This is a genomic window from Burkholderia sp. 9775_39 (assembly GCF_015712225.1).
Taxonomy (GTDB): domain Bacteria; phylum Pseudomonadota; class Gammaproteobacteria; order Burkholderiales; family Burkholderiaceae; genus Burkholderia; species Burkholderia cenocepacia.
The window spans coordinates 84,073-107,805 of sequence record NZ_JACCQC010000006.1 but is presented as its reverse complement, the minus strand read 5'-3'; the positions used below and the strand labels follow the sequence as shown (position 1 = coordinate 107,805).

Here is a 23,733-nt window from a genome sequence, read left to right as displayed (position 1 = left end):
AGGCGAGCCGACACTTCGCGCGTGAAAACGTTCGCAGCCCGCCCACGGGATCGCGCGGCGCGGCGTGGGCGCGACCAAACCGCCCAAACCGGCCCGGATGCCCGTGTTAACATCGAAGCCGTTTTCGTCCTCCAACAGAACCAGCGGGAAATCACATGCAGATCGGTCAGCGGCTCGGTACGCCGCTTTCACCCTCGGCCACGCGCGTCATGCTGCTCGGCGCCGGCGAACTCGGCAAGGAAGTCATCATCGCGTTGCAGCGCCTCGGCGTCGAAGTCGTCGCGGTCGATCGTTATCAGGATGCGCCGGGCCACCAGGTCGCCCATCGCGCGCACGTGATCGACATGACGGACCCGGCCGCGCTGCGGGCGATCGTCGAGGCCGAGCGCCCGCATTTGATCGTGCCCGAGATCGAGGCGATCGCCACCGACGCGCTCGCGGCGATCGAGGCGGCCGGCCTCGCCGAGGTGATCCCGACCGCGCGCGCGACGCAGCTCACGATGAATCGCGAAGGAATCCGCCGGCTCGCGGCCGAGGAGCTCGGCCTGCCGACGTCGCCGTATGCGTTCGCCGATTCGTTCGAAGCCTTCAGCGCGGCCGTCGCGAAGATCGGCATGCCGTGCGTCGTGAAGCCCGTGATGTCGTCGTCGGGCAAGGGGCAGTCGGTCGTGAAGACCGATGCCGACGTGAAACCCGCGTGGGACCATGCGATGGCGGGCGGGCGCGTGAACCACGGCCGCGTGATCGTCGAGGGCTTCGTCGATTTCGACTACGAGATCACGCAGCTGACCGTGCGCGCGATCGACCCCGCGACGCTCGACACGCGTACCTACTTCTGCGAGCCGGTCGGCCACGTACAGGTGGCGGGTGACTATGTCGAATCGTGGCAGCCGCAGCCGATGCGCGCGGCGGCGCTCGCGAAGTCGCGCGAGATCGCGCACAAGGTGACCGAGGCGCTCGGCGGACGCGGGATGTTCGGCGTCGAGCTGTTCGTGCGCGGCGACGACGTCTGGTTCTCCGAGGTGAGCCCGCGGCCGCACGATACGGGCCTCGTCACGCTCGCCTCGCAGCGCCAGTCGGAATTCGAGCTGCACGCGCGGGCGATTCTCGGGCTGCCGGTGGATCCGGCGCTCGGCACGCCGGCTGCGTCGGCGGTGATCTACGGCGGGCTCGACGAGCGCGGGATCGCGTTCGAAGGCGTGCGCGACGCGCTCGCGGTGCCGGGCGCGGACTTGCGCCTGTTCGGCAAGCCGGAAAGTTTTGCGAAGCGGCGCATGGGCGTCGCGCTGGCGACCGGCGCGAGCGTCGACGAAGCCCGCGAACGCGCGAAGCGCGCGGCCGCGGCCGTCCGGCCCGTGTCGGCGCGCTGACGGAACGAGGAGAGGACGATGGCGTCGAGATGGTTGCGTATCGGAAAGCTGGGCGTCGCGCTGGCGCTCGTCGCGAGTCTCGCGGGCTGCGGCCTCGCGGCCGCGCCGTGCCGGGTGGCGTCGGCCGGGCTCAAGATCGTGCCGCTCGTCGGCCATGTCGCCGCCGCGCCGACCGATGCGTGCGCGGACGTGATCGATCCCTGATTCCGGCAACCGGCGTGCTTTCCCGCCACCCGATAAACAATAACCGCGCGCCCCGCGAGGGCGCGTTTCCACCCGTCTCGTGAGAGGACCTGCATGATTCGCCAAACCTTCGCTGCGCTTGCGCTCGCCGGCACCGCCGTTTCCGTCGCGCATGCCGCGCAACTGACCGTCGAAGAGATCGACGCCGACGCGCGCCAGCAAACCGTCTACCAGTGCGCGAACCACAAGCAGCCGATGCGCGTGTCGTACTGGCTCGCGGGCAACGGCCAGAGCTTCGCGCTCGTGCCGGTCGACGGCAAGCAGATGCTGTTCGTCGATACGGTGTCGGCGTCCGGCGCGCGCTATCAGGCAGGCCGCTATACGTGGTGGACGAAGGGCAAGGAAGCGACGCTGCGCGACGAGATCGCCGACCCGAAGTCGCCGCCGCTGCTGGGCGACTGCGTGCAGGTCGAGAAGAAAAAGAAGAAGGGCTGACCGGCGGGCACGATCGCGGAGCGTATTCGCCACCCGCGTTGACCGGCTGTCGGGCTGACGGCGGACCTGTCGATACGACGCTTAGAGATCGAACCCCTAATATCGTGTGCTGGCCGAGTCGGATAACCCGATCGGCCAGCCGTTCGCCCGCGCGGGCCTTGGGCGGGCCTTGGCGGCCCCGCCGCGCGAACCGCCGCCACGGCCGTTCGCGGCGTTGTCACGGACAGATGCCCGCACGGTGCTACAATACGGCCCTTTCCGCCGGCATTCGCGCCGAACGGAGTCCGCACGGCCTGGCGTCCAGCGTTCGCATTGAACCGGTCCCAAGCGCCAGAGCGGCGCCGCGCGGCGCGCCGCGGCTCCGTCTATTTCCGAATTGTGATGAGCGCAGGCCCGGCTGGCCTGACGCACGATGTCCCCGCCGCGCCTTTTGAGCGAAACGCCACCATGTCCGATTCTGTCGCCAAGCCCGTCGACGCAACCTTCGATCAATTCGGCCTTGCCGCCGATATCCTGAAAGCCATTGCGGAGCAGGGCTATACGACGCCGACGCCGATCCAGGCGCAGGCCATTCCGGTCGTGCTCGCCGGCCGCGACGTCATGGGCGCCGCGCAAACGGGCACCGGCAAGACCGCGAGCTTCTCGCTGCCGATCATCCAGCGTCTGCTGCCGCAGGCCAACACGAGCGCGTCACCGGCGCGCCACCCGGTGCGTGCGCTGATCCTCACGCCGACCCGCGAACTCGCCGACCAGGTCGCCGCGAACGTGCACGCGTATGCGAAGCACACGCCGCTGCGCAGCGCGGTGGTGTTCGGCGGCGTCGACATGAACCCGCAATCGGCCGAACTGCGCCGCGGCGTCGAGATCCTGATCGCGACGCCGGGCCGCCTGCTCGACCACGTGCAGCAGAAGACGGCGAACCTCGGCCAGGTGCAGATCCTCGTGCTCGACGAAGCCGACCGGATGCTCGACATGGGCTTCCTGCCCGATCTGCAGCGCATCCTGAACCTGCTGCCGAAGGAGCGTCAGACGCTGTTGTTCTCGGCCACCTTCTCGGGCGAAATCAAGAAGCTCGCGTCGACCTACCTGCGCAACCCGCAGACGATCGAGGTCGCGCGCAGCAACTCGACGAACGCGAACGTCACGCAGATCGTCTACGACGTCGCCGAAGGCGACAAGCAGGCGGCCGTCGTGCAGTTGCTGCGCGATCGCGGCCTCAAGCAGGTGATCGTGTTCTGCAACAGCAAGATCGGTGCGAGCCGCCTCGCGCGCAATCTCGAGCGCGACGGCGTGGTCGCATCGGCGATCCACGGCGACAAGACGCAGATCGAGCGGATGCAGGCGCTCGACGCGTTCAAGCGCGGCGAGATCGAGGCGCTGGTCGCGACCGACGTGGCCGCGCGCGGTCTCGACATCGCCGAGCTGCCGGCCGTGATCAACTTCGACCTGCCGTTCAGCGCGGAAGACTACGTGCACCGGATCGGCCGTACCGGCCGCGCGGGTGCGACGGGCGACGCGCTGTCGCTGTGCAGCCCGAACGAGCGCAAGCAGCTCGCCGATATCGAGAAGCTGATCAAGCGTCCGCTCGAAATGCAGACGCTCAAGCTCGACAAACCGGCGCGCCATCGTCACGACGAGCGCGGCGGCGAGCGTGGCGGTGAGCGCGGTGGCGAACGGGGCGGCCGGCGCGATCGCGACGAGCATCGCGGTGCCTCGGGCCGCCGGTCGTCGGGCAGCGCCGAGCGCGGTGGCCATCATCGCCGCCACGAAACGCCGGTCGACGATTTCTTCCTGAAGCCGTACGAGCCGTCGGCGTCGGCGAAGCAGCCGGACGACGCGCAGCCCGCGCAGCAGCCCGAGAAGAAAGGGCCGAAGCGCCAGGTCGCCGCGCTGCTCGGCGGCTTCGGGATGCCGCGCAAGCCGTCGGCATAAGGCGGGCCGAGTGGTTGGGGCGGTGCGTGAGCGCTGCCGGACAAGCGGGTACATGTGACGAGCATGTGCCCGTTTTTCATTGGGCGAGATCGGGGCGGGGCGTGTGCGAGCTATTGCTTGCCGCGTGCGGGAGGAGCTTTCGATGCCGAGTCGTCGGCGGACGTGGCTTTCGCCTTGCTTTCATGCGGCTGGATTCGGTGCTGACCGAGACAGGCGCGTCGTCGGCGTGGGCCGGCGTCCTGCAAGCGATTCAACCGGCACGCGGCCCGAAGCGACGCACCCATGCATCGGTCGCGGCCGCGTAGAACGCGTCGATCGTATGGCCCGGCAGATCGCCATCGGCCGCCAGACCGAGATGCGCGGCCGCGGCCCGCAGCGCCGGCAGCGGATCGTCGCGTTCGAGTGCCGTCGCGCCCGTCTGCTTGCTGAGCTTTTCGCCGTTGGCATCGACGACGACCGGCACGTGCAGGTACGCGGGAGTCGGCACGCCGAGGCAGCGCTGCAGGTAGATCTGGCGCGCGGTCGAATCGAGCAGGTCGGCGCCGCGCACGACGTGCGTGATGCCGGCATCGGCATCGTCGACGACGACCGCGAGCTGATACGCCCATTGGCCGTCCGCGCGTTTCAGCACGAAATCGCCGACTTCGGTCGCGAGGTTCTGCGATTGCGCGTGCTGCCAGCGATCGTCGAACGTGACGACCGCATCGTCGCCGTCCGGCACGCGCAGCCGCCATGCGCGCGCGGGCTTGCCGTGCAGGCCGGTGCGGCAGGTACCCGGATACGCGAGCGTCGTATGGCGTTCATGGGCGGCGCGCAGCGAATCGGCGATTTCCTTGCGCGTGCAGCCGCACGGATAGACGAGCCCCGCCGCGACGAGCCGCTCGAGCGCGGCCGTGTAGGCCGCATCGCGCGTACTCTGCCAGACGGGCGGTTCGTCGGGCGTCATGCCGAAATGCGTGAGGGTCGCGAGGATGTCGTCGGCCGCACCGGGGACCGTGCGCGGGCCGTCGAGATCCTCGATGCGGACGAGCCATGTGCCGCCGTGCGCGCGGGCGTCGAGCCAGCTTGCGAGCGCGCCGACCAGCGAGCCGAAGTGCAGCGGGCCGGTGGGCGACGGCGCGAAGCGGCCGCGATAGCCGGGATTCATCGCGGGTCGCGGTGCGACGCGCCGTTACGCGGCGCTGGCTGCCTGCGCGCAGGCCGGGCACGACTTGCCGGCCACGTAGCTCGGCGATCGTTGCGCTTCCGGCGTGACGACCGCGCGGCACGCGAAGCACGTGACGTTCTCGGTCGGCTGGAGCTGCGGGTTCAGCGCGGTGCGGTAGTCGAACACGAAGCAGTCGCCGTGATAATGCGCGCCGCCGACTTCCTCGAAGTATTTCAGGATCCCGCCTTCGAGCTGGTACACGTTGTCGATGCCGATTTCCTTCATGTGGATCGCGGCCTTCTCGCAGCGGATGCCGCCGGTGCAGAACGACACGACCGTCTTGCCTTCGAGGTCGGCGCGGTTCGCGTCGATCACTTCCGGGAATTCGCTGAACTTGTCGATCCGGTAGTCGAGCGCGTTGTCGAACGTGCCGACGTCGACCTCGAACGCGTTGCGCGTGTCGAGCATCACGACCGGGCGGCCGGTATCGTCGTGGCCGCGATCGAGCCACGACTTCAGCGTGCGCGCGTCGACGAACGGCGCGCGGCCGAGTTCCGGCTTGATCGCGGGCTTCTTCATCGTGATGATCTCGCGCTTCAGGCGCACGAGCATGCGGCGAAACGGCTGCGAGTCGGACAGGCTTTCCTTGAACTGCAGCGTCGCGAACTTGCCTTCGAACAGCGGATCGTGGCGGATGTACGCGATGAATGCGTCGGTGGCTTCGCGCGTGCCGGCGATGAACAGGTTGATGCCTTCCGGCGCGAGCAGGATCGTGCCGCGCAGGCCGAGTTCGTTGCAGCGGGCGGTGACGAGCGGGCGCCATTGCTCGTTCGCGTCGAGCGATACGAAGTGGTAGGCGGCGAGGTTGACGATGGTCATGATGGTCCGACGGGAAAACGGCCGCCCGGCGGCCCGCAAAAAAGGGTGCGAAGCCGGGGCGCTGATTCGAAAAACCGTATTATCCCGCAAACGGCGCGGGCGTCGGTACCTGGCCGATCGGCCAACCGCGCGACGCGTCGCCGCGTGCATCGGCCGAACGGCCAAAGCGGGCATTTTTTGGGCAGCCCGCGCGGCGGGGCGGCTACAATAGCGCCCATGTCAGATCCTCGCTTCGTCCATCTTCGCGTTCACTCCGAATTCTCGATTGCCGACGGCATCGTGCGCATTGACGACATCGTCAAGGCGGCGGCCGCGGACGGTCAGGGCGCGCTCGCGCTCACCGATCTCGGCAACGCATTCGGCCTCGTCCGTTTCTACCAGGAAGCCCGCGGCAAGGGCATCAAGCCGATCGCCGGCTGCGACGTCTGGATTGCCAATCCGGACGACCGCGACAAGCCGTCGCGGCTGCTGCTGCTGGTCAAGGACAAGGTCGGTTACCTGAATCTCTGCGAGCTGCTGTCGAAGGCGTGGCTCACGAACCAGTACCGCGGCCGCGCGGAACTCGACGCGAGCTGGCTCGACGGCGAGCTCGCGCAGGGGCTGCTCGCGCTGTCGGGCGCGCAACAGGGCGATATCGGGCTCGCGCTGGCCGCGGGCAACGAAGAAGCCGCGCGCCGTCACGCCGAGCGCTGGGCGAGGGTGTTCCCGGGCGGCTTCTACATCGAGCTGCAGCGTTACGGCCAGCCGGGCGCCGAGGCGTACATCCAGGAGGCGGCGACGCTCGCCGCGTCGCTGAAGCTGCCGGTCGTCGCGACGCACCCGACGCAGTTCATGACCGACGACGATTTCACCGCGCACGAGGCGCGCGTGTGCATCTCGGAAGGCGACATCCTCGCGAACCCGCGGCGCCAGAAGCGTTTCACGACCGACCAGTATTTCCGCACGCAGGACGACATGGCCGCGCTGTTCGCCGACCTGCCGTCGGCGATTGCCAATACGGTCGAGATCGCGAAGCGCTGCAACCTGAAGCTCGAGCTCGGCAAGCCGAAACTGCCGCTGTTCCCGACGCCGGACGGCATGTCGCTCGACGACTACCTGGTCCAGCTGTCGAAGGAGGGGCTCGAAACCCGCCTCGCGCAGTTGTATCCGGTCGAAGCCGAGCGCGACGCGCAGCGCGACACGTACTACAAGCGCCTCGAATTCGAGTGCGGGACCATCACGAAGATGGGCTTCCCCGGCTACTTCCTGATCGTCGCGGACTTCATCAACTGGGCGAAGAACAACGGCGTGCCGGTCGGCCCGGGCCGCGGCTCGGGCGCCGGTTCGCTGGTCGCGTACGCGCTCGGCATTACCGACCTCGATCCGCTGCGCTACAACCTGCTGTTCGAGCGCTTCCTGAATCCGGAACGCGTGTCGATGCCCGACTTCGACATCGACTTCTGCCAGCACGGCCGCGATCGCGTGATCCAGTACGTGAAGGAGAAATACGGCGCGGACGCCGTCTCGCAGATCGCCACGTTCGGCACGATGGCCGCGAAGGCGGCCGTGCGCGACATCGGCCGCGTGCTCGACCTCGGCTACATGTTTACCGACGGCGTCGCGAAGCTGATTCCGTTCAAGCCCGGCAAGCACGTGACGATTGCCGACGCGATGAAGGAAGAACCGCAGCTGCAGGAGCGCTACGACCACGAGGACGAAGTCCACCAGCTGCTCGATCTCGCGCAGCGCGTCGAGGGCCTCACGCGTAACGTCGGGATGCACGCGGGCGGCGTGCTGATCGCGCCCGGCAAGCTGACCGATTTCTGCCCGCTGTACACGCAGGGCGACGACGGCGGCGTGGTCAGCCAGTACGACAAGGACGACGTCGAAGCCGTCGGCCTCGTGAAGTTCGACTTTCTGGGTCTCACGACGCTGACGATCCTCGACTGGGCCGAGCGCTACATCCGCCGTCTCGATCCGTCGAAGGCAGACTGGTCGCTCGCGCAGGTGCCGCTCGACGATCCGGCGTCGTTCCAGATCCTGAAGAAAGCCAACACGGTCGCGGTGTTCCAGCTGGAAAGCCGCGGGATGCAGGGCATGCTGAAGGATGCGCAGCCCGACCGCTTCGAGGACATCATCGCGCTCGTGTCGTTGTACCGGCCGGGCCCGATGGACCTGATCCCGAGCTTCTGCGCGCGGAAGCACGGCCGCGAGAAGGTCGAATACCCGGATCCGCGCGTCGAACCCGTCCTGAAAGAGACCTACGGCATCATGGTCTATCAGGAGCAGGTGATGCAGATGGCGCAGATCATCGGCGGCTACTCGCTCGGCGGCGCGGACTTGCTGCGTCGCGCGATGGGCAAGAAGAAGCCCGAGGAGATGGTCAAGCACCGCGAGATCTTCGCCGAGGGGGCCGCGAAGAACGGCCTCACGCGCGAGAAGTCCGACGAGATCTTCGACTTGATGGAGAAGTTCGCGGGCTACGGCTTCAACAAGTCGCACGCGGCCGCGTATGCGCTGCTCGCGTATTACACCGCGTGGCTGAAGGCGCACCATCCGGCCGAATTCATGGCGGCCAACATGACGCTCGCGATGGACGACACCGACAAGGTGAAGATCCTGTTCGACGACTGCGTCGTGAACAACCTCGCCGTGCTGCCGCCGGACATCAACCAGTCGCATTACCGGTTCGAGCCGGTCGCGGAAGCCGACGGCAAGCGCTCGCGCACGATCCGCTACGGCCTCGGCGCGGTGAAGGGCAGCGGCCAGAACGCGATCGAGGAAATCCTGCGCGCCCGCGAGGAAAAGGCGTTCACCGACCTGTTCGACTTCTGCGAACGGATCGACCGGCGCGTCGTCAACCGCCGCACGGTCGAGGCGCTGATCCGCGCCGGCGCGTTCGATTCGCTGAATCCGAACCGTGCGCAACTGATCGCGTCGGTGCCGCTCGCGATGGAAGCGGCCGACCAGGCCGAAGCGAACGCGATGCAGGCCGGCCTGTTCGACATGGGCGCCGAGTCGCCGCATGCGCATGCGCTCGTCGACGAACCCGCGTGGGACGACAAGCGCCGCCTGCAGGAAGAAAAGGCCGCGCTCGGTTTCTATCTGTCCGGCCACCTGTTCGATGCGTATCGCGACGAAGTGCGGCGCTTCGTGCGGCAGAAGGTCGGTGATCTGAAGGAAGGGCGCGACAAGCTCGTCGCCGGCATCATCGCGTCGCTGCGCACGCAGATGACGCAGCGCGGCAAGATGCTGATCGCGCTGCTCGACGACGGCACGGGCCAGTGCGAGATCACGATCTTCAACGAACAGTTCGAGGCGAACAAGGCGCTGTTCAAGGAAGACGAGCTGCTGATCGTGCAGGGGCAGGCGCGCAACGACGCGTTCACCGGCGGCATTCGCTTCACGGCCGATACCGTGATGGATCTCGAACGCGCGCGCAGCCGCTACGCGCAGGCCGTGCGGCTGACGATGAACGGCAACGCCGACGCGCTCGCGCTGCGCCGTGTGCTCGAGCCGCACGTGTCGAAGGACGATCCGGCCGCCGCGAACGTGATCGAAGCGCCCGCGCCGCGCGGCGGCGGGCGCGATGGCGGTCGGCGCCCGCAGGCGCCGCTGCCGAACGGGCTCGCGGTGCAGATCCACTACAGCAACGCGCGCGCGCAAGGCGAAATGCGTCTGGGCGATGCCTGGCGCGTGAAACCGAGCGACGTGCTGCTGGCAGAGCTGCGCGCGGCGTTCGACGGTAGTTCCGCCGAAATCGTCTACTGAATGATTTTCGATTCAAATTCCTTGAGGGCACCTTGAGCGTCAAGCCTACTCTTAGCAAACCCATAGGCGGGGAAGACGCATCGTCGCCCGTGGTCGTCGCGCGCCGCCTTTGGCCGTACCTGAAGCCGCTCCTGTGGGTGATGGTGGCGGGCGTCCTCGCGATGGCCGTCGTCGCGGCAACGGAAGCCGGGATTCCGGCGTTGCTCAAGCCGCTGCTTGACCGCGGCTTCGGCACGAAGGGCGACGTGACCGCGAAGCTCTACGTGCCGATCGCGGTCGTCGGTCTCGCGCTGGTGCGTGCCGCCGCGCAGTACGCGTCCAACTATCTGCTTCAGTATGTCTCGAACCGGATCCTGCTCGACCTGCGGATCGAGATGTTCAACCGGATGATTCACACCGGCGTGTCGTTTTTTCAGCGCGAGACCGCGAGTACGGTGATCAATGCGGTCGTCTTCGAGGTCAACCAGGTCCTGAACGTATTGCTGGGCGTGTTGATTACGCTCGTGCGCGATTCGTTGACGGTGGTCTTTCTGCTGGGTTACCTGTTCTATTTGAACTGGCGACTGACACTGATCGTCGCCGTGTTGCTGCCGTGTATCGGCTGGCTCGTCGGCAAGATCAACCGGCGTTTGCGCCGGTTGAACCGCGAGCACCAGATGCTGACGAACCAGCTCGCGTACATCGTCGAGGAGACCGTCGGCGGCTACAAGGTCGTCAAGATCCACAACGGCGAGCAGTACGAAATCAGCCGCTTCAACGAATTGAGCCGGCGTCTGCGCGGCTATTCGATGCGAATGATCGTGTCGGGTGGGCTTGCGCAGCCGCTCACGCAGTTTCTCGCGTCGATCGCGCTGGCCGTCGTGCTGACGATTGCCGTCGTGCAGTCCGCGAACGACCAGACGACGGTCGGTGGCTTTGTCGCGTTCGTCACCGCGATGCTGCTCATCATTTCGCCGCTCAAGCACCTGATGGACGTGAACCAGCCGCTGCAGCGCGGGATGACGGCGGCCGAGCTGATCTTCGGCCTGATCGACGAGCCGCGTGAGCCCGAAGGCGGCGGCAAGCCGCTCGAGCGGGCCACCGGCCGGATTCGTTTCAACGACGTGTCGTTTGCGTATCACGCCGGCACCGGCAAGCCAACGCTCGACCGCGTGTCGTTCGACGTGGCGCCTGGCGAGATGATCGCGCTCGCGGGGCCGTCAGGCAGCGGCAAGACGACGCTTGTCAACCTGATGCCGCGCTTTTTCGATCCGACGTCCGGAGAGATTCTCGTCGACGGCGTCGCGTTACCCGAGTATCGGCTACGTGACCTGCGTGACCAGATTGCGATGGTGAGTCAGGATGTCGTGCTGTTCAACGACACGATCGCGAGCAACGTCGCGTACGGCCAAACCCCCGACCGCGAACGCGTGACGGCGGCGCTGCGCGCCGCGAATCTGCTCAGTACGGTCGAGGCGATGCCCGACGGGCTCGACACGCTCGTCGGCGACAACGGCATGCGCCTGTCGGGCGGCCAGCGCCAGCGTCTCGCGATTGCGCGCGCGATCTACAAGGATGCGCCGATCCTGATTCTCGACGAAGCGACGTCGGCGCTCGATTCGGAATCCGAGCGTCACGTTCAGGCGGCGCTCGAGACGCTGATGAAGGGCCGCACGACGCTGGTGATCGCACACCGGCTGTCGACGATCGAGCGTGCAGACCGGATTCTCGTGATGGACGGCGGCAGAATCGTCGAGAGCGGCAGCCACGCGGCGCTGCTCGCATCCGGCGGCCTGTATGCCCATCTGCATCGGATTCAGTTCCAGCAGGAGGCCGGGTGAGCGTCGTGCGGGCCCGTGTCGCGCGTGCGGAGATGAAGATCGGCCTGTCGGCCAATGCGCTGAAGCACGGGGGCGGCCTCGAGCGCTACGCGATCGATATCGCGCGGGGAATGGCGGAGGCGGGCGTGACGCCCGCGTTCTTCGCGCGTTCCGTCGACGCGTCGATTCCGGAGGCGCGGCTCGTCGAGCCGCATCGGATCAACGTCTCGTTCCTGCCCGGCAAGTTGCGCGACGAATGGTTCTCGTGGCGGCTCCGCGGTGCACGCCGCGCGGCCGACGTGGATGTGCTGATCGGCTGTAATCGGGTCGCCTGCTCGGAGATCGCGATTTGCGGCGGCACACATCGAGGGTTCTTGCGCGCGATCGGCCGCGCACCGGGCTATTTCGACCGGCGCCAGATTGCGCTCGAGAGCCGGCAGTACGCGAATGCGCGCTATGTGGTCGCGCATTCGCAGATGATGCGCGACGAACTGCGCACGCTGTACGGCGTCGACGACGCCAGGATCCGCATGCTGTATCCCCCCGTCGATGCGCAGCGCTTCACGCCTGTCGGCGACGACGAGCGCACCGCGTTGCGGCGCCGCTTCGGTTTCGGCGAGCGCGACGTCGTGCTGCTGTTTCCGTCGAGCAGCCACGTGCGCAAGGGCTTGCCGCTGATCGAGGCCGGGCTGCAGGGGACGGACGCGTCGATCGTCGTCGCGGTGGCCGGCCGCCCGCCCGAGCGGACCTCGGCGCAACTGCGCTACATCGGCTACGTGAAGGACATCGAGGACGGATACCGCGCGGCGGATTACACGATCCTTGCATCGAAATACGAGCCGTTCGGGCTGGTCGGCATCGAGTCAGTGATGTGCGGGACGCCCGTGATCTTGCCGCCCACGCTCGGCTGCCATGACGTCATTGCGGACCATGCGAAGCTGACGTTCGCAGCCGACGATGTCGAGGCGCTGCGCGCCGTGCTGGCGACGGCCGCACAGCGCGTGCGAGCCGGCGACCGGGCTGCCGTCGCGCGCGACGCGGTAGGCTACGACCCGGGCGTGCGCCATCATGTCGAGCAGTTGCTCGCGCTGGCCCGCGAGGCGTGGGCGCCGGCGTAGCGGTCCGTCCCTGTAAGGGGCAATCTGTCAGACGGCTTCCGGTTCGGGCGCGCGAGGGGGCGATGGTATACTCTGGCGGCCTGTTTGGGTGGTGCGGCTGGCTATTCCGCTCCGGTGATTCGTGCCGGTTGATCGGCGCGATTTGCTCCGTGCAAATACTTATTCAATTCACAATGATCATGGTGATTCGTGTGGCGACTCGGCTGTTCATCGGGCCGATCCGCGTCGCGAATTTTGCCATCGAGACAGCCCGCTGTTAACGATGAGCCGCTTCCCCGGACGTATCCACATCTTCGCGCGGGCTCTGCCGAGATTGCTGTTCAAGCCGCTGCGGCGCAAGCCTCGGCAACCGGCGAGCATTTTCGTCGCGCACCATCTCCTGCTCGGCGATACGCTGTTGCTGACACCGTTGCTGGCGAAGCTGCGCGAACAATATCCGCACGCGCGCATCGCGCTCGCGTGTCCGAAGGCGATCGCACCGTTGTATGCGGGCGAGCCGTTTGGCGTCCAGGCGTTGGCTTTCGATCCGCGTGATCCCGTGTCGGTGCGCCGCTTGCTGGCGTCGGGGCCGTACGATCTCGGCTTCGTCGCGGCGGATAACCGTCACAGCTGGCTGGCGCTCGCGGCCGGCTGTCGCTGGATCGTCGCGCACGACGGCGATGCCCCGGCGTGGAAGAACTGGCCGGTCGACGAACGCCGTCCGTATCCCGATGCGCCGGCCGCGTGGGGCGACCTGATCGCGGACCTGGTCGACGGCGGCCCTCCGCGCGCATACCGGCCGGGCGACTGGCCGGCGCCGCCGCCGAGCGTCGCGTTGCCAGCGGCGCTTCGGGAGCGGCCCTACGTGGTGCTGCATCCGGGTGCCAGCACGATGGTCAAGCGCTGGCCGATCGAGCGCTGGCGAGCGCTGGCGGCCGACATGGAGGCGGGTGGCTATCGGGTAGTGTGGAGCGGCGGCAAGAGCGAAGCCGACCTGATCGAGCAGATCGGGCCGCACGCCGGGCAGCCGAACTTTGCCGGGAAACTCGGTCTCGCCGATCTTTGGCATCTCTATGCAGGCGCTCGGGCAGTTGTCTGTCCCGACACGGGCGTCGCGCATCTCGCGCGCCTCATCGGCGTACCGACCGTCGCGCTGTTCGGGCCCGGCAGCGCGCTGGTTCACGGTGCCGGACGTTACTGGCGCGACGTTCCGTTCGTCGCCGTAACGATCGCGGACATGCCATGCCGCGATCAACCGTATATTTTCCGGCGTCACGTCCAATGGGTCAGGCGATGCGATCGCGACGCCACGACATGCGTCGCGTGGCACGACGGCTCCGCGGGCTGCATGAGCGGGCTGTCGGTGGAGGCGGTACGTGGCGCACTGAAACACGTTCTGGTGCAAGTTCGATGACGGCTATTGCGGCGCGTATGGAGCGTCTTCTGTGGATTGGCTGCCCCGTTCTGATGTTCGCGATCATGTTCGGGCACATGGCGGCGTTCGTGAATTGCAGCATGGTGCTGGTCGGGATTGCGCTGATCGGCGCCGCGTGCGGGCGCGACCGGCCGGCGGTGTTCCGGTGGCCGTTGTTCGTCCCGATCGTCGGCTGGGCGGCGTGGAGTTTCGCGGCCACCCGCTGGTCGGTGTTCCCGGACGTCAGCCGGCATGCGTGGCTCGACGAGGTCGTGTATCCGCTGCTGTCGTTCTGGGGCTTCTGGCTGTTCGGCACGCGGGTCGAGCGGCCCGAACGCGTCACGCTGACCGTCTGGCTCGCGTGCGCGTTGCTCGCCGCGGTCAGCGTGATCTACTGGGGCAAGCTGCAGCCGCCGACACCCGAAACGTTCCCGTTGCGGTTCTATGCGCGGGTGGGGCATACGAGTACGCTCGTTGCGTTCGCCATGGCGTTGTTCTGTGCGTTCTTCGTGCCCAGGCGCGGCTGGCGCTGGTTCGGCGTGTCGGGACTCGTGCTGTGCGGGATGGTCGGGCTTGCCAGCCTCAACCGCTTCTTCTGGCCTGCTGCCGCGGTGGTGTTGCTGATCGGCCTTTATCCGCTGTACCGGCATCATCTGCTGCTGGCGGGGCTGGCAGTGGTCGTCGTCGGCGCCGGTGCGATCGGCACGCTCGAAATGAGCGCGCGGCTGCGCTATCACGATTCACCGCCGCCGCTGGCCGCATCGCGCGACGTCTCGATCGCCGGCGTGCGTCTGTATGTGCCGCCCGGCATGACGGCAGTCGGCGACACGCTGTCGTCGGACACGCGGCCCAAGCTGTGGCGGTTCTATGACGAGCAAGGTAGCCGTCACAAATGGCTGGGTATCGGTTTCGGCAAACCGGTGCCGGGAATGGCCTACCGCAGCGAGATGCCGCCCGAATTGCTGGCACTCGAGCCGCAGGCGCTGACGCACGCGCACAATCTTTTCCTGAATACGTGGCTACAGACCGGGCGCATCGGCCTGGCAATGCAGGCACTGTTGCTGGCGGCGCTCGCATTCGCGTTCTGGCGACTGCGGAAGGCTGATCCGTGGATTGCGGCGGGCGGCATCGCGCTCGTGGTCGGGATGGTCACGAAGAACCTGGTGGACGATTTCATGTGGCAGACGACGATCCTGGCATTCTGGGCATTTGCCGGGCTGGTGCTCGGGCATGGCGAGCGACGCGCACGCGTGCGTCGCGCGCAGCCGGGGAGCGGATCGTGAACGCCGTCGCGAGCCGCGCGGAAGCCGGCCCGTCGATCGCGAACGGCAAGCCCGTGCGATTGCTGTTCCATATCGACGACTTCGGGCGGGGCGGTACCGAAACCGCGCTGGTCGCGTGGCTGAACGCGCTGGATCGCCGCCAGTTTGCTCCCGCGTTGTCGGTTGCCTTCCCGACCGACGATCTCGATGCGCTGCGCCGCAGCGGCGCGATTCCGGCCGACGTGCCGGTTCACGTGCTCGCGACGGCGCGCTGGTCGCATGCGTTGCACCAGCTCGAGCGCCGCCGCCGGTTGCGCTTCGGCGAAAAGCTGCTGCACAAGCTGACGACCCATGCGGCGATTCGCCGGCTGGTCGCGCGACGCTTCCTGCAGGTCGCCTCCGGCTACGACCTCGTCTGCGATTACGATTTCTCGCTGCGGCGGATTGCCGGCCGCGGTACCGCGCCGTGGTTGGGCGTCAGCCACTACAGCTTCGTCGCACGCTTCGGCAAAAAAGGCGACGCGTACATGGCGCGGCGCACGCGCCAGTACGCGCGCTACGCGGCGATCGCGGTATTGACGCCTGCGATGCAGCACGAAGCCGAGAAGATGTTCGCCGGCTCCGGCGTGCGGGTCGTCGAACTCCCGAACGTGATCGACATCGCTGCGATCCGGCAGCAAGCAACGGCGTCGGTCGAGTGGCCGGCCGAACGGTTCGTCGTGTCGGTCGCGCGGCTCGACGAAGGGCAGAAGGATCACCGGACACTGCTGCGCGCGTATGCGCAATGGCGTGCTCGCCGGCCGGACGCGGTAGATCTCGTCCTGCTTGGCGACGGGCCGGATCGCGCAGCACTCGAGCAGCTTGCGGACGAACTGCGGATTCGCGATGCCGTGCATTTCATGGGCTATTGCGCGAATCCGTTTCCGTACGTTCGCGCCGCCGAAGCGCTCGTGCTGAGCAGCCGCTACGAAGGGTTCGGCATGGTGCTCGGCGAAGCGATGGCGCTCAGCACGCCGGTGCTCGCGGCCGACTGCCCGACCGGCCCGCGCGACATGCTCGACGACGGCCGCGCAGGCCTGCTCGTGCCGGTCGGCGACGTCGATGCGATGTCGGCGGCGCTGGAACGCCTCGTGACCGACGCGGACGTGCGCGCGGCGCTCGCGCCTTGTGCCGCGGCACGGATCGCGACGTTCGACGTGCCGGCGGCGAACCGGCGTTTCGCCGCGCTCGCCGCCGACCTGCTCGCGGCGGCGCGCTGAGCCGGCAGCATGGTTCGCGCCGCGCGATTTCGCTAAAATGGCCCGCTTCCGTCAGTCGATACCCGCCGTGACCGCTTCCCTTACGTTCGATACGCCGCCGCGCAGCATTCTCGTCACCTGCACCCGCCGGATCGGCGACGTGCTGCTGGCGACGCCGCTGGTCCGCTCCCTGAAGCGGCGCTGGCCTGACGCGCAGATCGACATGGTCGTGTTTCGCGGCACCGAGGGCGTGCTCGAGCACAATCCCGACATTCGTCGGGTGATCGTCGTCGCGCAGCGCGCGAAGCCGCGCGAGCGGTTCGCCGACGCGGCCAGGCTGTGGCGGCGCTACGATCTCGCATGCGCGGCGATCAGCTCCGATCGTGCCCGTTTCTATACGTGGTTCGGTGGGCGTCGGCGCGTCGGGCTCGTCGATCCGGAGCGGATCACGCGGCTGACGCGTTTCATGCTGGACGGCATTGCGCTCAATCGCCACGGCGATGTCCATACGGTGACGAGCAGTCTCGCGATTGCAGAAGTGCTCGGCGTGACGCCTTGCGCTGAAGTGGTCGCGCCCGGCATCGGCACCGATCCGGCGCGCGTCGCGCAATTCGACGCACTGCTGTATGGGCCGGCCGCGCTGTCGCGTACTCGAGCGCACATCGTGCTGCACCCATCCCCGATGTTCCGTTACAAGCAGTGGCGCGAGGACGGCTGGGTCGAACTGATCCGCTGGGCCCGCGCAAGCGGCTTCGACGTCGCGCTGAGCGGGGGGCCAGGCGCGGCGGAGGTCGACTATGCGCAGCGGATCGTGGCTGCCGCGGGCGAGCCGGTCGCGAATTTCGTCGGGCGCCTGACGTTCGGCGAGACCGCCGAACTGATTCGCCGCGCACGGCTGTTCGTCGGGCCGGACACCGGCGCGACGCACGTCGCCGCCGCGTGCGGGACGCCGACGCTTGCGCTGTTCGGGCCGTCCAACCCGGTGCGCTGGGGGCCGTGGCCCGCCCACTGGCCCGCTCACGACGAGCCGTGGGCGCTGCGCGGTTCGGCGCAGCGCGGCAACGTTTACCTGATGCAGGGTGACGGCGACTGCGTGCCTTGCAAACTCGAAGGCTGCGACCGTCATCTGGAAAGCTGGAGCCGCTGCCTGACGGAGCTTTCCGCGCAGCGCGTGATTGCCGCCGCGGCGGCGCTCGTCGAAGGCCGTCCGGTGGTGGAGGCGCCGCGCGAGTCGATCATCGACGTGTCGGCCTTGCCGCGCGGCGGCGTATAACCGGTGCGCCATCGGCGCACCTTTCGGCCGCTGCCTAGCGGCGCGATGCGGGTTCAGCCGCGCCGTCGTGCGCGAGCTTCAGGAAGCGGTAGTACACCGTCTCCGCATTGAACACCGCGATCATGAATCCGGCCCGCCCGTCGAGGAACCCGCGACGCAGCACGTAGGTCCGCACGAACGCCCACACCCCCCGCCGGATGGCCTTGCCGACCGTCGCCCGCTCGCCGGCCGCGCGGCGTTGCCGCGCACCGGCGCTCGAATACGCGTCGAGCTTGCGCAGCACCGCGTCGATGTCGTCGTACGAGTAGTGGTGCAGCTTCCCGTCGAGCCGCGCGACGCGGCCGTCGAACACCAGCCGCTCGTGGACGAGGTCGTCCGAGAAGCGGGCGGTGTCCCGCCGGAACAGGCGCGGGATCCAGTCCGGATACCAGCCGCTGTGATGCACCCAGCTGCCGCAAAACGCCGACAACCGGTCGATGGCGTACACATCGGCCTGCGGGGCGCGCAACGCCGCACGGATCGATGCGGCGAGCTCGTCCGACACGACTTCGTCGGTGTCGATCGACAGCACCCAGTCGGTCGACAGCGCTGCGAGCGCGCGATTCTTCTGCGGGCCGAAGCCCGGCCAGTCGGCGGCGACGATCACCCGGGCGCCGTGTGCGCGGGCGATCTCGACGGTGTCGTCGGTGCTGCCGCCGTCGACGACCACGATGTCGTCCGCAAAGGCGAGCGCGTCGAGGCACTGCGCGAGCCGGCGGGCCGCGTTGTGGGCGATGATGGCGACGCCGAGCGTAGGTTCAGCCATGAAAAATCGTACGGATCGAAGGTGAGCGAGAGTATACCCGCTGCCTCGTGCGTGGCGCCGCGCAACCGGCGGGCCCCGCGAGGTGTGCTAGCCTTGTGTGCGGCCGGCGTCATCCCGGCGCCGGCGGTTCGACGGGAGGTGGATGATGGTAACAAGGCACCCGATTCTTGCCGTTGTGTTCGTGGCCGCCGCGTTGGCGGCGCCGACGTTATCCAGCGCGCAACAGGACGACCACGGGCATGGGCATGGCAATGGCCATGCGTATGGTCACGGCAAGCACGACATGCGCAAAGGGCCCGGCCGCGTTGAAGACGTACCGCCGCGCTGGGCCGACCAGCCGCGCCGCGAGTGGCACAAGGGGGACCGGCTTCCTCCCGAGTTCCGCGACCGCCAATACGTGATCGACGACTGGCGCGGCTATCACCTGAGTCCGCCGCCGCGCGGCTATCAATGGGTCGGCGTCGGCGGGGATCACCTGCTGGTGCAGATCGGTTCCGGCATCGTGCTGCGAATCGGCGACTGACCTAGCCCGCGGTCCGGCATGGATGGCGATGCCGCGATGCGCGCCGGGCCGCCGGATTAGCGCGTCACTTTGCCGCCGCGCGGCGGAACCAGCGCCGTTCGATTCTCGACATCAGCCAGCACACGCCCAGCGCGCATACCGTGCCGAGCGTCACTTCGCCGAGCCGGATCAGCGGAACGTCCCACAGCGGTCCGTTGCCCGGGAACAGCAGCACGATCGTCGCGGTCACGCCGCCGAGCCGCGCCGCGCTGCCGACGTTCAGGCACCAGCAGCAGACGATCACGACCGCGACCGTGAGCGCATACGCGACGAGGCGATCGCCGCCCAGCGCCGCGCCGGCGAAACCGAGTACGCCGCCGACCATCGCCCCGATGAACTGGTCGCGCGACAGCGACATCGTGTCCGAGTAGTTGTGCTGCGTGACGGCGATCGCGGTGATCGCCGCCCACACGGCCTGCTCGGTATGCATCGCGCGGCCGATCGCATACGCGAGGCACGCGCCGCAGACGGCCTGCAGCGCCATCAGCGCGCCTTGCGTGAGCCGCTCGCTGAATGACAGCCCCTTGAACAGATCGAAGATCGACTGCTGGATCTGCTGGCGGGCTTCGTTGAGTGTCCTGATCGTATCCATCGTGCGTCGGCCAAGAAGCGGGTGGCGGCGGGCCGCCGTCAATGCGCCTGTTCGGGCGAGGCGGCGGCCGGTTCGTCGGCCGTCGCATCGCCATTCTCGACGCGGGTTTCGGGCATCACGAGCCAGACCAGCAGCACCGCGAGCGCGCCCGCGGCCGCGAGTCCGAAGAAGCTGACCGCATTGCCGAAGTGATCGGCGACGTAGCCGGCCACGGCCGTGCTGAGCGTCGCGCCGATCCCGGCCGCGAGCCCGAACAGCCCGATACACAGGTTGTAGCGGCCCTTGCCGCCCGCGACGTCGGCCGCGATCAGCGGCAGCATCACGCCGAACACGGCCGCACTGATGCCGTCGAGCATCTGCACCGGCACGAGCAGGTACGGGCTGCTGACGCCCGCGAACAGCAGCGCGCGCACCGGCAGCGCGGAGAAGCCGAGCAGCAGGATCGGCCGGCGCCCCCAGCGCTGCGCGGAGCGGCCGACCCACGGCGACAGCATCGCGACGATCGCCTGCGGCACGATGATGCACGCGGCGATCACGAGCTGCACGTTCTCGCCCATCCCGGCCGTGACTTCGCCGGCCGCGAGGTTCAGCATCGCGGCGTTCGACAGGTGGAACAGCACGACGCAGGCCGCGAAGATCAGCATCCGGCGGTCGCGCAGCAGTTCGAGCAGCGTTTCGCGCTCGCCGGCTTCGTCGAGGTCGTCCGGCTTCGACGACTGCGGGATCACCTGGTGCGTCGGCTGGATCATCGCGAGCGCGAACAGCGCGGGCAGCGCCAGCACGGCGGTCAGCCAGAACACCGCGCGCGCGGAGAAGTATTCGCCGGTCAGCCCCATCAGCCCGGCCGCGACCGCACTGCCGATCGACGCCCAGCGCGCGTTGCGGCCGAGCCGGTCGCCGAGGTCAGCGCGGCCGACGAGCGAGAACGAGATCGCGGCCATCGCCGGCACCAGCATGCAGCTCGCGAAGCCGTGGAATACCTCCGCGGCGATCACCGGCACGATCGTCGGGCTCGACGCGAGCAGGACCGCGGACAGGATGATGGCCGCGATCGCCCACGCGGCCGCGCCTTTCTTGTTCTTCAGCGCATCGACGGCGGCGCCGCCCGGCACCTGGCTGACCATCGCGCTGATCGTGCCGATCGACAGCACCATGCCGATCTCGCCCTGCGTCCACTTGTGCGACGCGAGGTAGGACGCGATGAACGGACCGAACCCGGTTTGAACGTTTGCAACGAAAAAGTTGAGCCAGTCGAGGGCCCGGAGACTGCGAACGCTGACGGAATGCTTGATCGTCATCGGGTGGCACTCGCAGACGAAGCCGGCGCGGCCGGGACAACGGGCGGGAAGACCGCGACGATCGGCTTGTCGGCCGCGTAGGGCGGCGATGCCTTGATCTGGGCGTCGTTCAGGTCGAGCTGCGGGTGCAGCGCCTTGTCGCGCGTGACGAAGCGCAGCGCGCCCCAGCTCGCGGCGATCGAACGGCGGTCAGTATTGACGAGCCCGCCGAGGTCGAGCACGACGGCCTGCGGCTGTGCACCGCGGTCGATCAGCACGTCGACGATGCGGCCGATCTTCGTGCCGTTCGGGCGCTCGACATCGCTGTCGAGCATCGGCAGCCGCGTCGTCGGCGACGCCGCGGCCGAACCCGACAGCGGCACCGCCTTCGGTCGCGCGGCCGGCGGCAGGTCGCCCGACGGGACGTCGAGCACGATCGGCTCCTGCTTGCCGCCCGGCGTGAAGCGGAACACGTTCCACGGGAAGATGACCTTGCGGTCGCCGATGCCCATGAAGCCTTGCAGGTTGACGATCATCTCGCGCGGCTTGCCGCTCGCGTCGACCACCATGTCGACCGCGCGGCCGACCACCTTGCCGTTGCGGCGCGCGACTTCGCTGTCGAGCAGCGCGTGGATCTGGGTACGGTCGAGCGGGCGCGTCGCGACGATCGGCGGGGGCGGAGGTGGCGGCGGGGTCGGCGATTCGGGGCGCTGCACGGGTTTCGGCCGCGTCACCTCGCGGTGCGGCTTCTTCGGCGCTTCCGGCGTTTCCGGTTGCGTCGGCGCCGGCACGGGCGGCATCGTCAGCGGCTCGCCGGCGGTCTCCTCGACCGGCTCGACGAGCGCCTCGCTGATCGGGGCGGGCGGGTTCTGGACCGGCAGCAGCCCGCAGCCGGACAGCAGCGCGGCGGCGGCGAGAATCAGGAAGACCGTCGACGACGGCAACGACTTGCGGGATGCGGGAAACGGGAGTCCGCCGCTCATTGACACTCACTCCATGGGTCGGGGGCGGCCCGAGGGCACGCGGCTGGCGATGGATGGCGGGTGCGGGCGGCGCACCACGCGAGGTGAGAGTTTAACGTGTCTTGCTTTCAGGACCGATTTCGATGGCCTGTTGCAGGCGGACCGTCGGGAAAAGGAAGGGATCGGACGCGGGCGGACGACCGCGGAAACCGTCGGAGATGCGGTTGCGGCGCCCGAGCGTCGACGACGCGACGGGCGCCGCATGGCGTGTTGCTTATTTGACCAGCGAGCCGAGCGTCGTCGTCACCGGGGCGAGCACGCCACCCGTCTTCGACAGCGCGCCGGTGCCGCTGCCGCCCGTCAGCCCCGCGACCGGCGCGCCGCCGGTCGCGCCCGACACGGCGGCCGTCACGGTGCCGGCCGCCGACGTGAGCGCGCCTGCCGGGTTGCCGCCGCCCGTTGCACCGCCGAGTGCACCCGTCGACAGCAACCCCGTCACCGGTGCGAGCGGGCTCGTCGCGGCGGCGCCGCCGCCGAGCAGCGCCGTGCCGGCGGTGGCGACCGTGTTGCCGGTTGCCGTCACCACGTTGCCGACGCCGGTCGTCACCGGGTTGCCGCCGGTTTTCGCGATCGTCGTGCCGACGTTCGCGACACCGTTGCCGACCGTCGTCACGAGGTTCGTGAGCGGCGCGCCGAGCGGCGTGCTCGACGCGACCGTCTGCGTGATCGAGCCGACCTGCGTCGTGATCGGCGTGATCGCCGAACTGGCGGCGCCCGTGACCTGCGCGACGGGGCCGGTCGACAACTGCGTGCCGAGCGTGGCGCCGCCGCCGGCGATCGTGTTGCCGAGCGTCGTGATCGCGCCGCCGACGGGCGACGTGACCGGCGCGAGGGGCGCCAGCGCCGACCCGCTGGCGCCGAGGCTGGACACCACGCCGCCGGTCGCCGCGACCGCGTCGCCGAGGTTCGTGACCACGCCGCCCGTGCTCGCGACCGTCGTGCCGACCGGATTCGACGACGCGCCGAGCTGGCCGAGCCCGGCGCCGAGACCGGTACCGAGCGTGGTGACGGCCGCGCCGACGTCCTGCACGACGGTGCCGAGCCCCTGCATGGTCGCCGCGTTGGTGCCGGGCACCGACTGGCTCGCGATCACCGCGCCGCCGCCCGACACGGTGCCGCCCGCGGCGGTCACGATGTTGCTCGACGCCGCGGTCGTCTGGCCGACGCCGTTGGCGGACGTGCCGCCGGAGCCGTTGCCCGTGCCGCCGGTCGTGGCCGTCGTGTCGCCCGATCCCGACCCGCTGCCGCCGGTGCCCTGGCTCAGCGAGCCGGAGCCGCCGCACGCGGACAGCGACATCAGCGCCGCGGCGCCGGCCGCGATCATGATCATTCGGAGTCCTGCTTGATGAAGGGTGGGCGTGTTCATGTCGTCCTCGTCTCGATTATGGAAATGGATCTCAGGCAGCCTTCGTGTGCGTCGACGTATCGTCGCGACGGAAGCAAGGCGTCGGGCGCATCGTTGTTGTCTCCCTGATTGACCTGTCGCCGTGTCGCGTTTTCGCCTGAGTCGGAACCCGGAGCGCCTGCAGGACGAATCGTTTGAATTCTTTCGTCTTGCTTGCCGATCGTGCCGAAAACCACCGGATTCGTGCGATCAGAGTAGGTCCGTCGACACGAGCCGTCTTTTAACGATCGT

The 23,733-nt window shown here is 68.4% G+C and carries 19 protein-coding genes; 12 read left to right on the top strand and 7 right to left on the bottom strand.

The annotated features are described in order from the left end of the window. Nucleotides 1-155 precede the first annotated feature (155 nt). The 4 genes from purT to H0X90_RS10325 all read left to right on the top strand — a co-directional run bounded on the left by purT (nucleotide 156) and on the right by H0X90_RS10325 (nucleotide 3,980). The gene (purT, locus tag H0X90_RS10340) at nucleotides 156-1,370 is read left to right on the top strand and encodes a formate-dependent phosphoribosylglycinamide formyltransferase (RefSeq protein WP_006497053.1); all 1,215 of its coding nucleotides are present in this window, start codon (nucleotides 156-158) and stop codon (nucleotides 1,368-1,370) included. Between the two features lie 18 nt (nucleotides 1,371-1,388). Then, nucleotides 1,389-1,574, top strand: coding sequence for a DUF6726 family protein (locus H0X90_RS10335; RefSeq protein WP_006489604.1), 186 nt, complete (start codon nucleotides 1,389-1,391; stop codon nucleotides 1,572-1,574). Nucleotides 1,575-1,667: 93 nt separating this feature from the next. Next, nucleotides 1,668-2,048: an MliC family protein gene (locus tag H0X90_RS10330; RefSeq protein ID WP_006489598.1), complete on the top strand. Its 381-nt coding sequence runs from the start codon at nucleotides 1,668-1,670 to the stop codon at nucleotides 2,046-2,048. A 381-nt stretch (nucleotides 2,049-2,429) separates the two neighbouring features. Next, nucleotides 2,430-3,980, top strand: a complete 1,551-nt coding sequence (locus H0X90_RS10325) for a DEAD/DEAH box helicase (RefSeq protein ID WP_043205573.1) — start codon at nucleotides 2,430-2,432, stop codon at nucleotides 3,978-3,980. A gap of 250 nt (nucleotides 3,981-4,230) precedes the next feature. On the opposite strand, the gene gluQRS is transcribed toward H0X90_RS10325, so the two are convergent. Both gluQRS and H0X90_RS10315 read right to left on the bottom strand, forming a co-directional pair. Next, the gene (gene gluQRS, locus H0X90_RS10320) at nucleotides 4,231-5,127 is read right to left on the bottom strand and encodes a tRNA glutamyl-Q(34) synthetase GluQRS (RefSeq protein WP_077188896.1); all 897 of its coding nucleotides are present in this window, start codon (nucleotides 5,125-5,127) and stop codon (nucleotides 4,231-4,233) included. 24 nt (nucleotides 5,128-5,151) lie between these two features. Next, complete coding sequence (locus tag H0X90_RS10315; RefSeq protein WP_006489627.1) at nucleotides 5,152-6,006, bottom strand: sulfurtransferase; 855 nt, start codon at nucleotides 6,004-6,006, stop codon at nucleotides 5,152-5,154. A gap of 216 nt (nucleotides 6,007-6,222) precedes the next feature. Here H0X90_RS10315 and dnaE point away from each other — a divergent pair, with 216 nt between their 5' ends. The 7 genes from dnaE to H0X90_RS10280 all read left to right on the top strand — a co-directional run bounded on the left by dnaE (nucleotide 6,223) and on the right by H0X90_RS10280 (nucleotide 17,839). Continuing rightward, complete coding sequence (gene dnaE / locus H0X90_RS10310) at nucleotides 6,223-9,756, top strand: DNA polymerase III subunit alpha (RefSeq protein WP_058901673.1); 3,534 nt, start codon at nucleotides 6,223-6,225, stop codon at nucleotides 9,754-9,756. A 32-nt stretch (nucleotides 9,757-9,788) separates the two neighbouring features. After that, nucleotides 9,789-11,576, top strand: coding sequence for a lipid A export permease/ATP-binding protein MsbA (gene msbA / locus H0X90_RS10305; RefSeq protein ID WP_034201493.1), 1,788 nt, complete (start codon nucleotides 9,789-9,791; stop codon nucleotides 11,574-11,576). Between the two features lie 32 nt (nucleotides 11,577-11,608). Beyond that, complete coding sequence (locus H0X90_RS10300) at nucleotides 11,609-12,673, top strand: glycosyltransferase family 4 protein (protein WP_077188917.1); 1,065 nt, start codon at nucleotides 11,609-11,611, stop codon at nucleotides 12,671-12,673. Nucleotides 12,674-12,935: 262 nt separating this feature from the next. After that, nucleotides 12,936-14,066: a glycosyltransferase family 9 protein gene (locus H0X90_RS10295; protein WP_077188897.1), complete on the top strand. Its 1,131-nt coding sequence runs from the start codon at nucleotides 12,936-12,938 to the stop codon at nucleotides 14,064-14,066. Between the two features lie 53 nt (nucleotides 14,067-14,119). Continuing rightward, a complete protein-coding gene (locus tag H0X90_RS10290; RefSeq protein WP_006497044.1) occupies nucleotides 14,120-15,349 on the top strand; it encodes an O-antigen ligase in 1,230 nt (409 codons plus the stop codon). Beyond that, a complete protein-coding gene (locus H0X90_RS10285) occupies nucleotides 15,346-16,587 on the top strand; it encodes a glycosyltransferase (RefSeq protein WP_077020386.1) in 1,242 nt (413 codons plus the stop codon). Before H0X90_RS10290 ends, H0X90_RS10285 begins: the two co-directional genes overlap by 4 nt. A gap of 37 nt (nucleotides 16,588-16,624) precedes the next feature. Next, nucleotides 16,625-17,839, top strand: coding sequence for a glycosyltransferase family 9 protein (locus tag H0X90_RS10280; RefSeq protein WP_048984928.1), 1,215 nt, complete (start codon nucleotides 16,625-16,627; stop codon nucleotides 17,837-17,839). 34 nt (nucleotides 17,840-17,873) lie between these two features. Here the strand turns inward: H0X90_RS10280 and H0X90_RS10275 are convergent, their stop codons facing one another. Continuing rightward, nucleotides 17,874-18,644 carry a glycosyltransferase family 2 protein gene (locus tag H0X90_RS10275; RefSeq protein ID WP_006489606.1) on the bottom strand — a complete coding sequence of 257 codons (771 nt, stop codon included), beginning with the start codon at nucleotides 18,642-18,644 and terminating at the stop codon, nucleotides 17,874-17,876. Between the two features lie 142 nt (nucleotides 18,645-18,786). Between H0X90_RS10275 and H0X90_RS10270 the strand changes: the two genes are divergently transcribed. After that, nucleotides 18,787-19,167 carry an RcnB family protein gene (locus H0X90_RS10270; protein WP_077175819.1) on the top strand — a complete coding sequence of 127 codons (381 nt, stop codon included), beginning with the start codon at nucleotides 18,787-18,789 and terminating at the stop codon, nucleotides 19,165-19,167. Nucleotides 19,168-19,231: 64 nt separating this feature from the next. Here H0X90_RS10270 and H0X90_RS10265 read toward each other — a convergent pair whose 3' ends face one another. From H0X90_RS10265 to H0X90_RS10250, 4 genes are all read right to left on the bottom strand, one after another. Further along, on the bottom strand, nucleotides 19,232-19,798 hold the full coding sequence (locus H0X90_RS10265; protein WP_060211828.1) for an aromatic acid exporter family protein: 567 nt from the start codon (nucleotides 19,796-19,798) through the stop codon (nucleotides 19,232-19,234). A gap of 38 nt (nucleotides 19,799-19,836) precedes the next feature. Then, complete coding sequence (locus H0X90_RS10260) at nucleotides 19,837-21,096, bottom strand: MFS transporter (RefSeq protein WP_006489615.1); 1,260 nt, start codon at nucleotides 21,094-21,096, stop codon at nucleotides 19,837-19,839. Continuing rightward, a complete protein-coding gene (locus H0X90_RS10255) occupies nucleotides 21,093-22,058 on the bottom strand; it encodes a PRC-barrel domain-containing protein (protein WP_006497038.1) in 966 nt (321 codons plus the stop codon). Before H0X90_RS10255 ends, H0X90_RS10260 begins: the two co-directional genes overlap by 4 nt. Before the next feature lie 253 nt (nucleotides 22,059-22,311). Next, nucleotides 22,312-23,463, bottom strand: a complete 1,152-nt coding sequence (locus H0X90_RS10250) for a collagen-like triple helix repeat-containing protein (RefSeq protein WP_077188898.1) — start codon at nucleotides 23,461-23,463, stop codon at nucleotides 22,312-22,314. Nucleotides 23,464-23,733: the final 270 nt, after the last annotated feature.

Coding starts and splice junctions, on each gene's coding strand:
- purT (WP_006497053.1), top strand. CDS start 156: ATGCAGATCGGTCAGCGGCTCGGTACGCCGCTTTCACCCTCGGCCACG.
- H0X90_RS10335 (WP_006489604.1), top strand. CDS start 1,389: ATGGCGTCGAGATGGTTGCGTATCGGAAAGCTGGGCGTCGCGCTGGCG.
- H0X90_RS10330 (WP_006489598.1), top strand. CDS start 1,668: ATGATTCGCCAAACCTTCGCTGCGCTTGCGCTCGCCGGCACCGCCGTT.
- H0X90_RS10325 (WP_043205573.1), top strand. CDS start 2,430: ATGAGCGCAGGCCCGGCTGGCCTGACGCACGATGTCCCCGCCGCGCCT.
- gluQRS (WP_077188896.1), bottom strand. CDS start 5,127: ATGAATCCCGGCTATCGCGGCCGCTTCGCGCCGTCGCCCACCGGCCCG.
- H0X90_RS10315 (WP_006489627.1), bottom strand. CDS start 6,006: ATGACCATCGTCAACCTCGCCGCCTACCACTTCGTATCGCTCGACGCG.
- dnaE (WP_058901673.1), top strand. CDS start 6,223: ATGTCAGATCCTCGCTTCGTCCATCTTCGCGTTCACTCCGAATTCTCG.
- H0X90_RS10300 (WP_077188917.1), top strand. CDS start 11,609: ATGAAGATCGGCCTGTCGGCCAATGCGCTGAAGCACGGGGGCGGCCTC.
- H0X90_RS10295 (WP_077188897.1), top strand. CDS start 12,936: ATGAGCCGCTTCCCCGGACGTATCCACATCTTCGCGCGGGCTCTGCCG.
- H0X90_RS10290 (WP_006497044.1), top strand. CDS start 14,120: ATGTTCGCGATCATGTTCGGGCACATGGCGGCGTTCGTGAATTGCAGC.
- H0X90_RS10280 (WP_048984928.1), top strand. CDS start 16,625: ATGGCCCGCTTCCGTCAGTCGATACCCGCCGTGACCGCTTCCCTTACG.
- H0X90_RS10275 (WP_006489606.1), bottom strand. CDS start 18,644: ATGGCTGAACCTACGCTCGGCGTCGCCATCATCGCCCACAACGCGGCC.
- H0X90_RS10270 (WP_077175819.1), top strand. CDS start 18,787: ATGATGGTAACAAGGCACCCGATTCTTGCCGTTGTGTTCGTGGCCGCC.
- H0X90_RS10265 (WP_060211828.1), bottom strand. CDS start 19,798: ATGGATACGATCAGGACACTCAACGAAGCCCGCCAGCAGATCCAGCAG.
- H0X90_RS10260 (WP_006489615.1), bottom strand. CDS start 21,096: ATGACGATCAAGCATTCCGTCAGCGTTCGCAGTCTCCGGGCCCTCGAC.
- H0X90_RS10255 (WP_006497038.1), bottom strand. CDS start 22,058: ATGAGCGGCGGACTCCCGTTTCCCGCATCCCGCAAGTCGTTGCCGTCG.
- H0X90_RS10250 (WP_077188898.1), bottom strand. CDS start 23,463: ATGAACACGCCCACCCTTCATCAAGCAGGACTCCGAATGATCATGATC.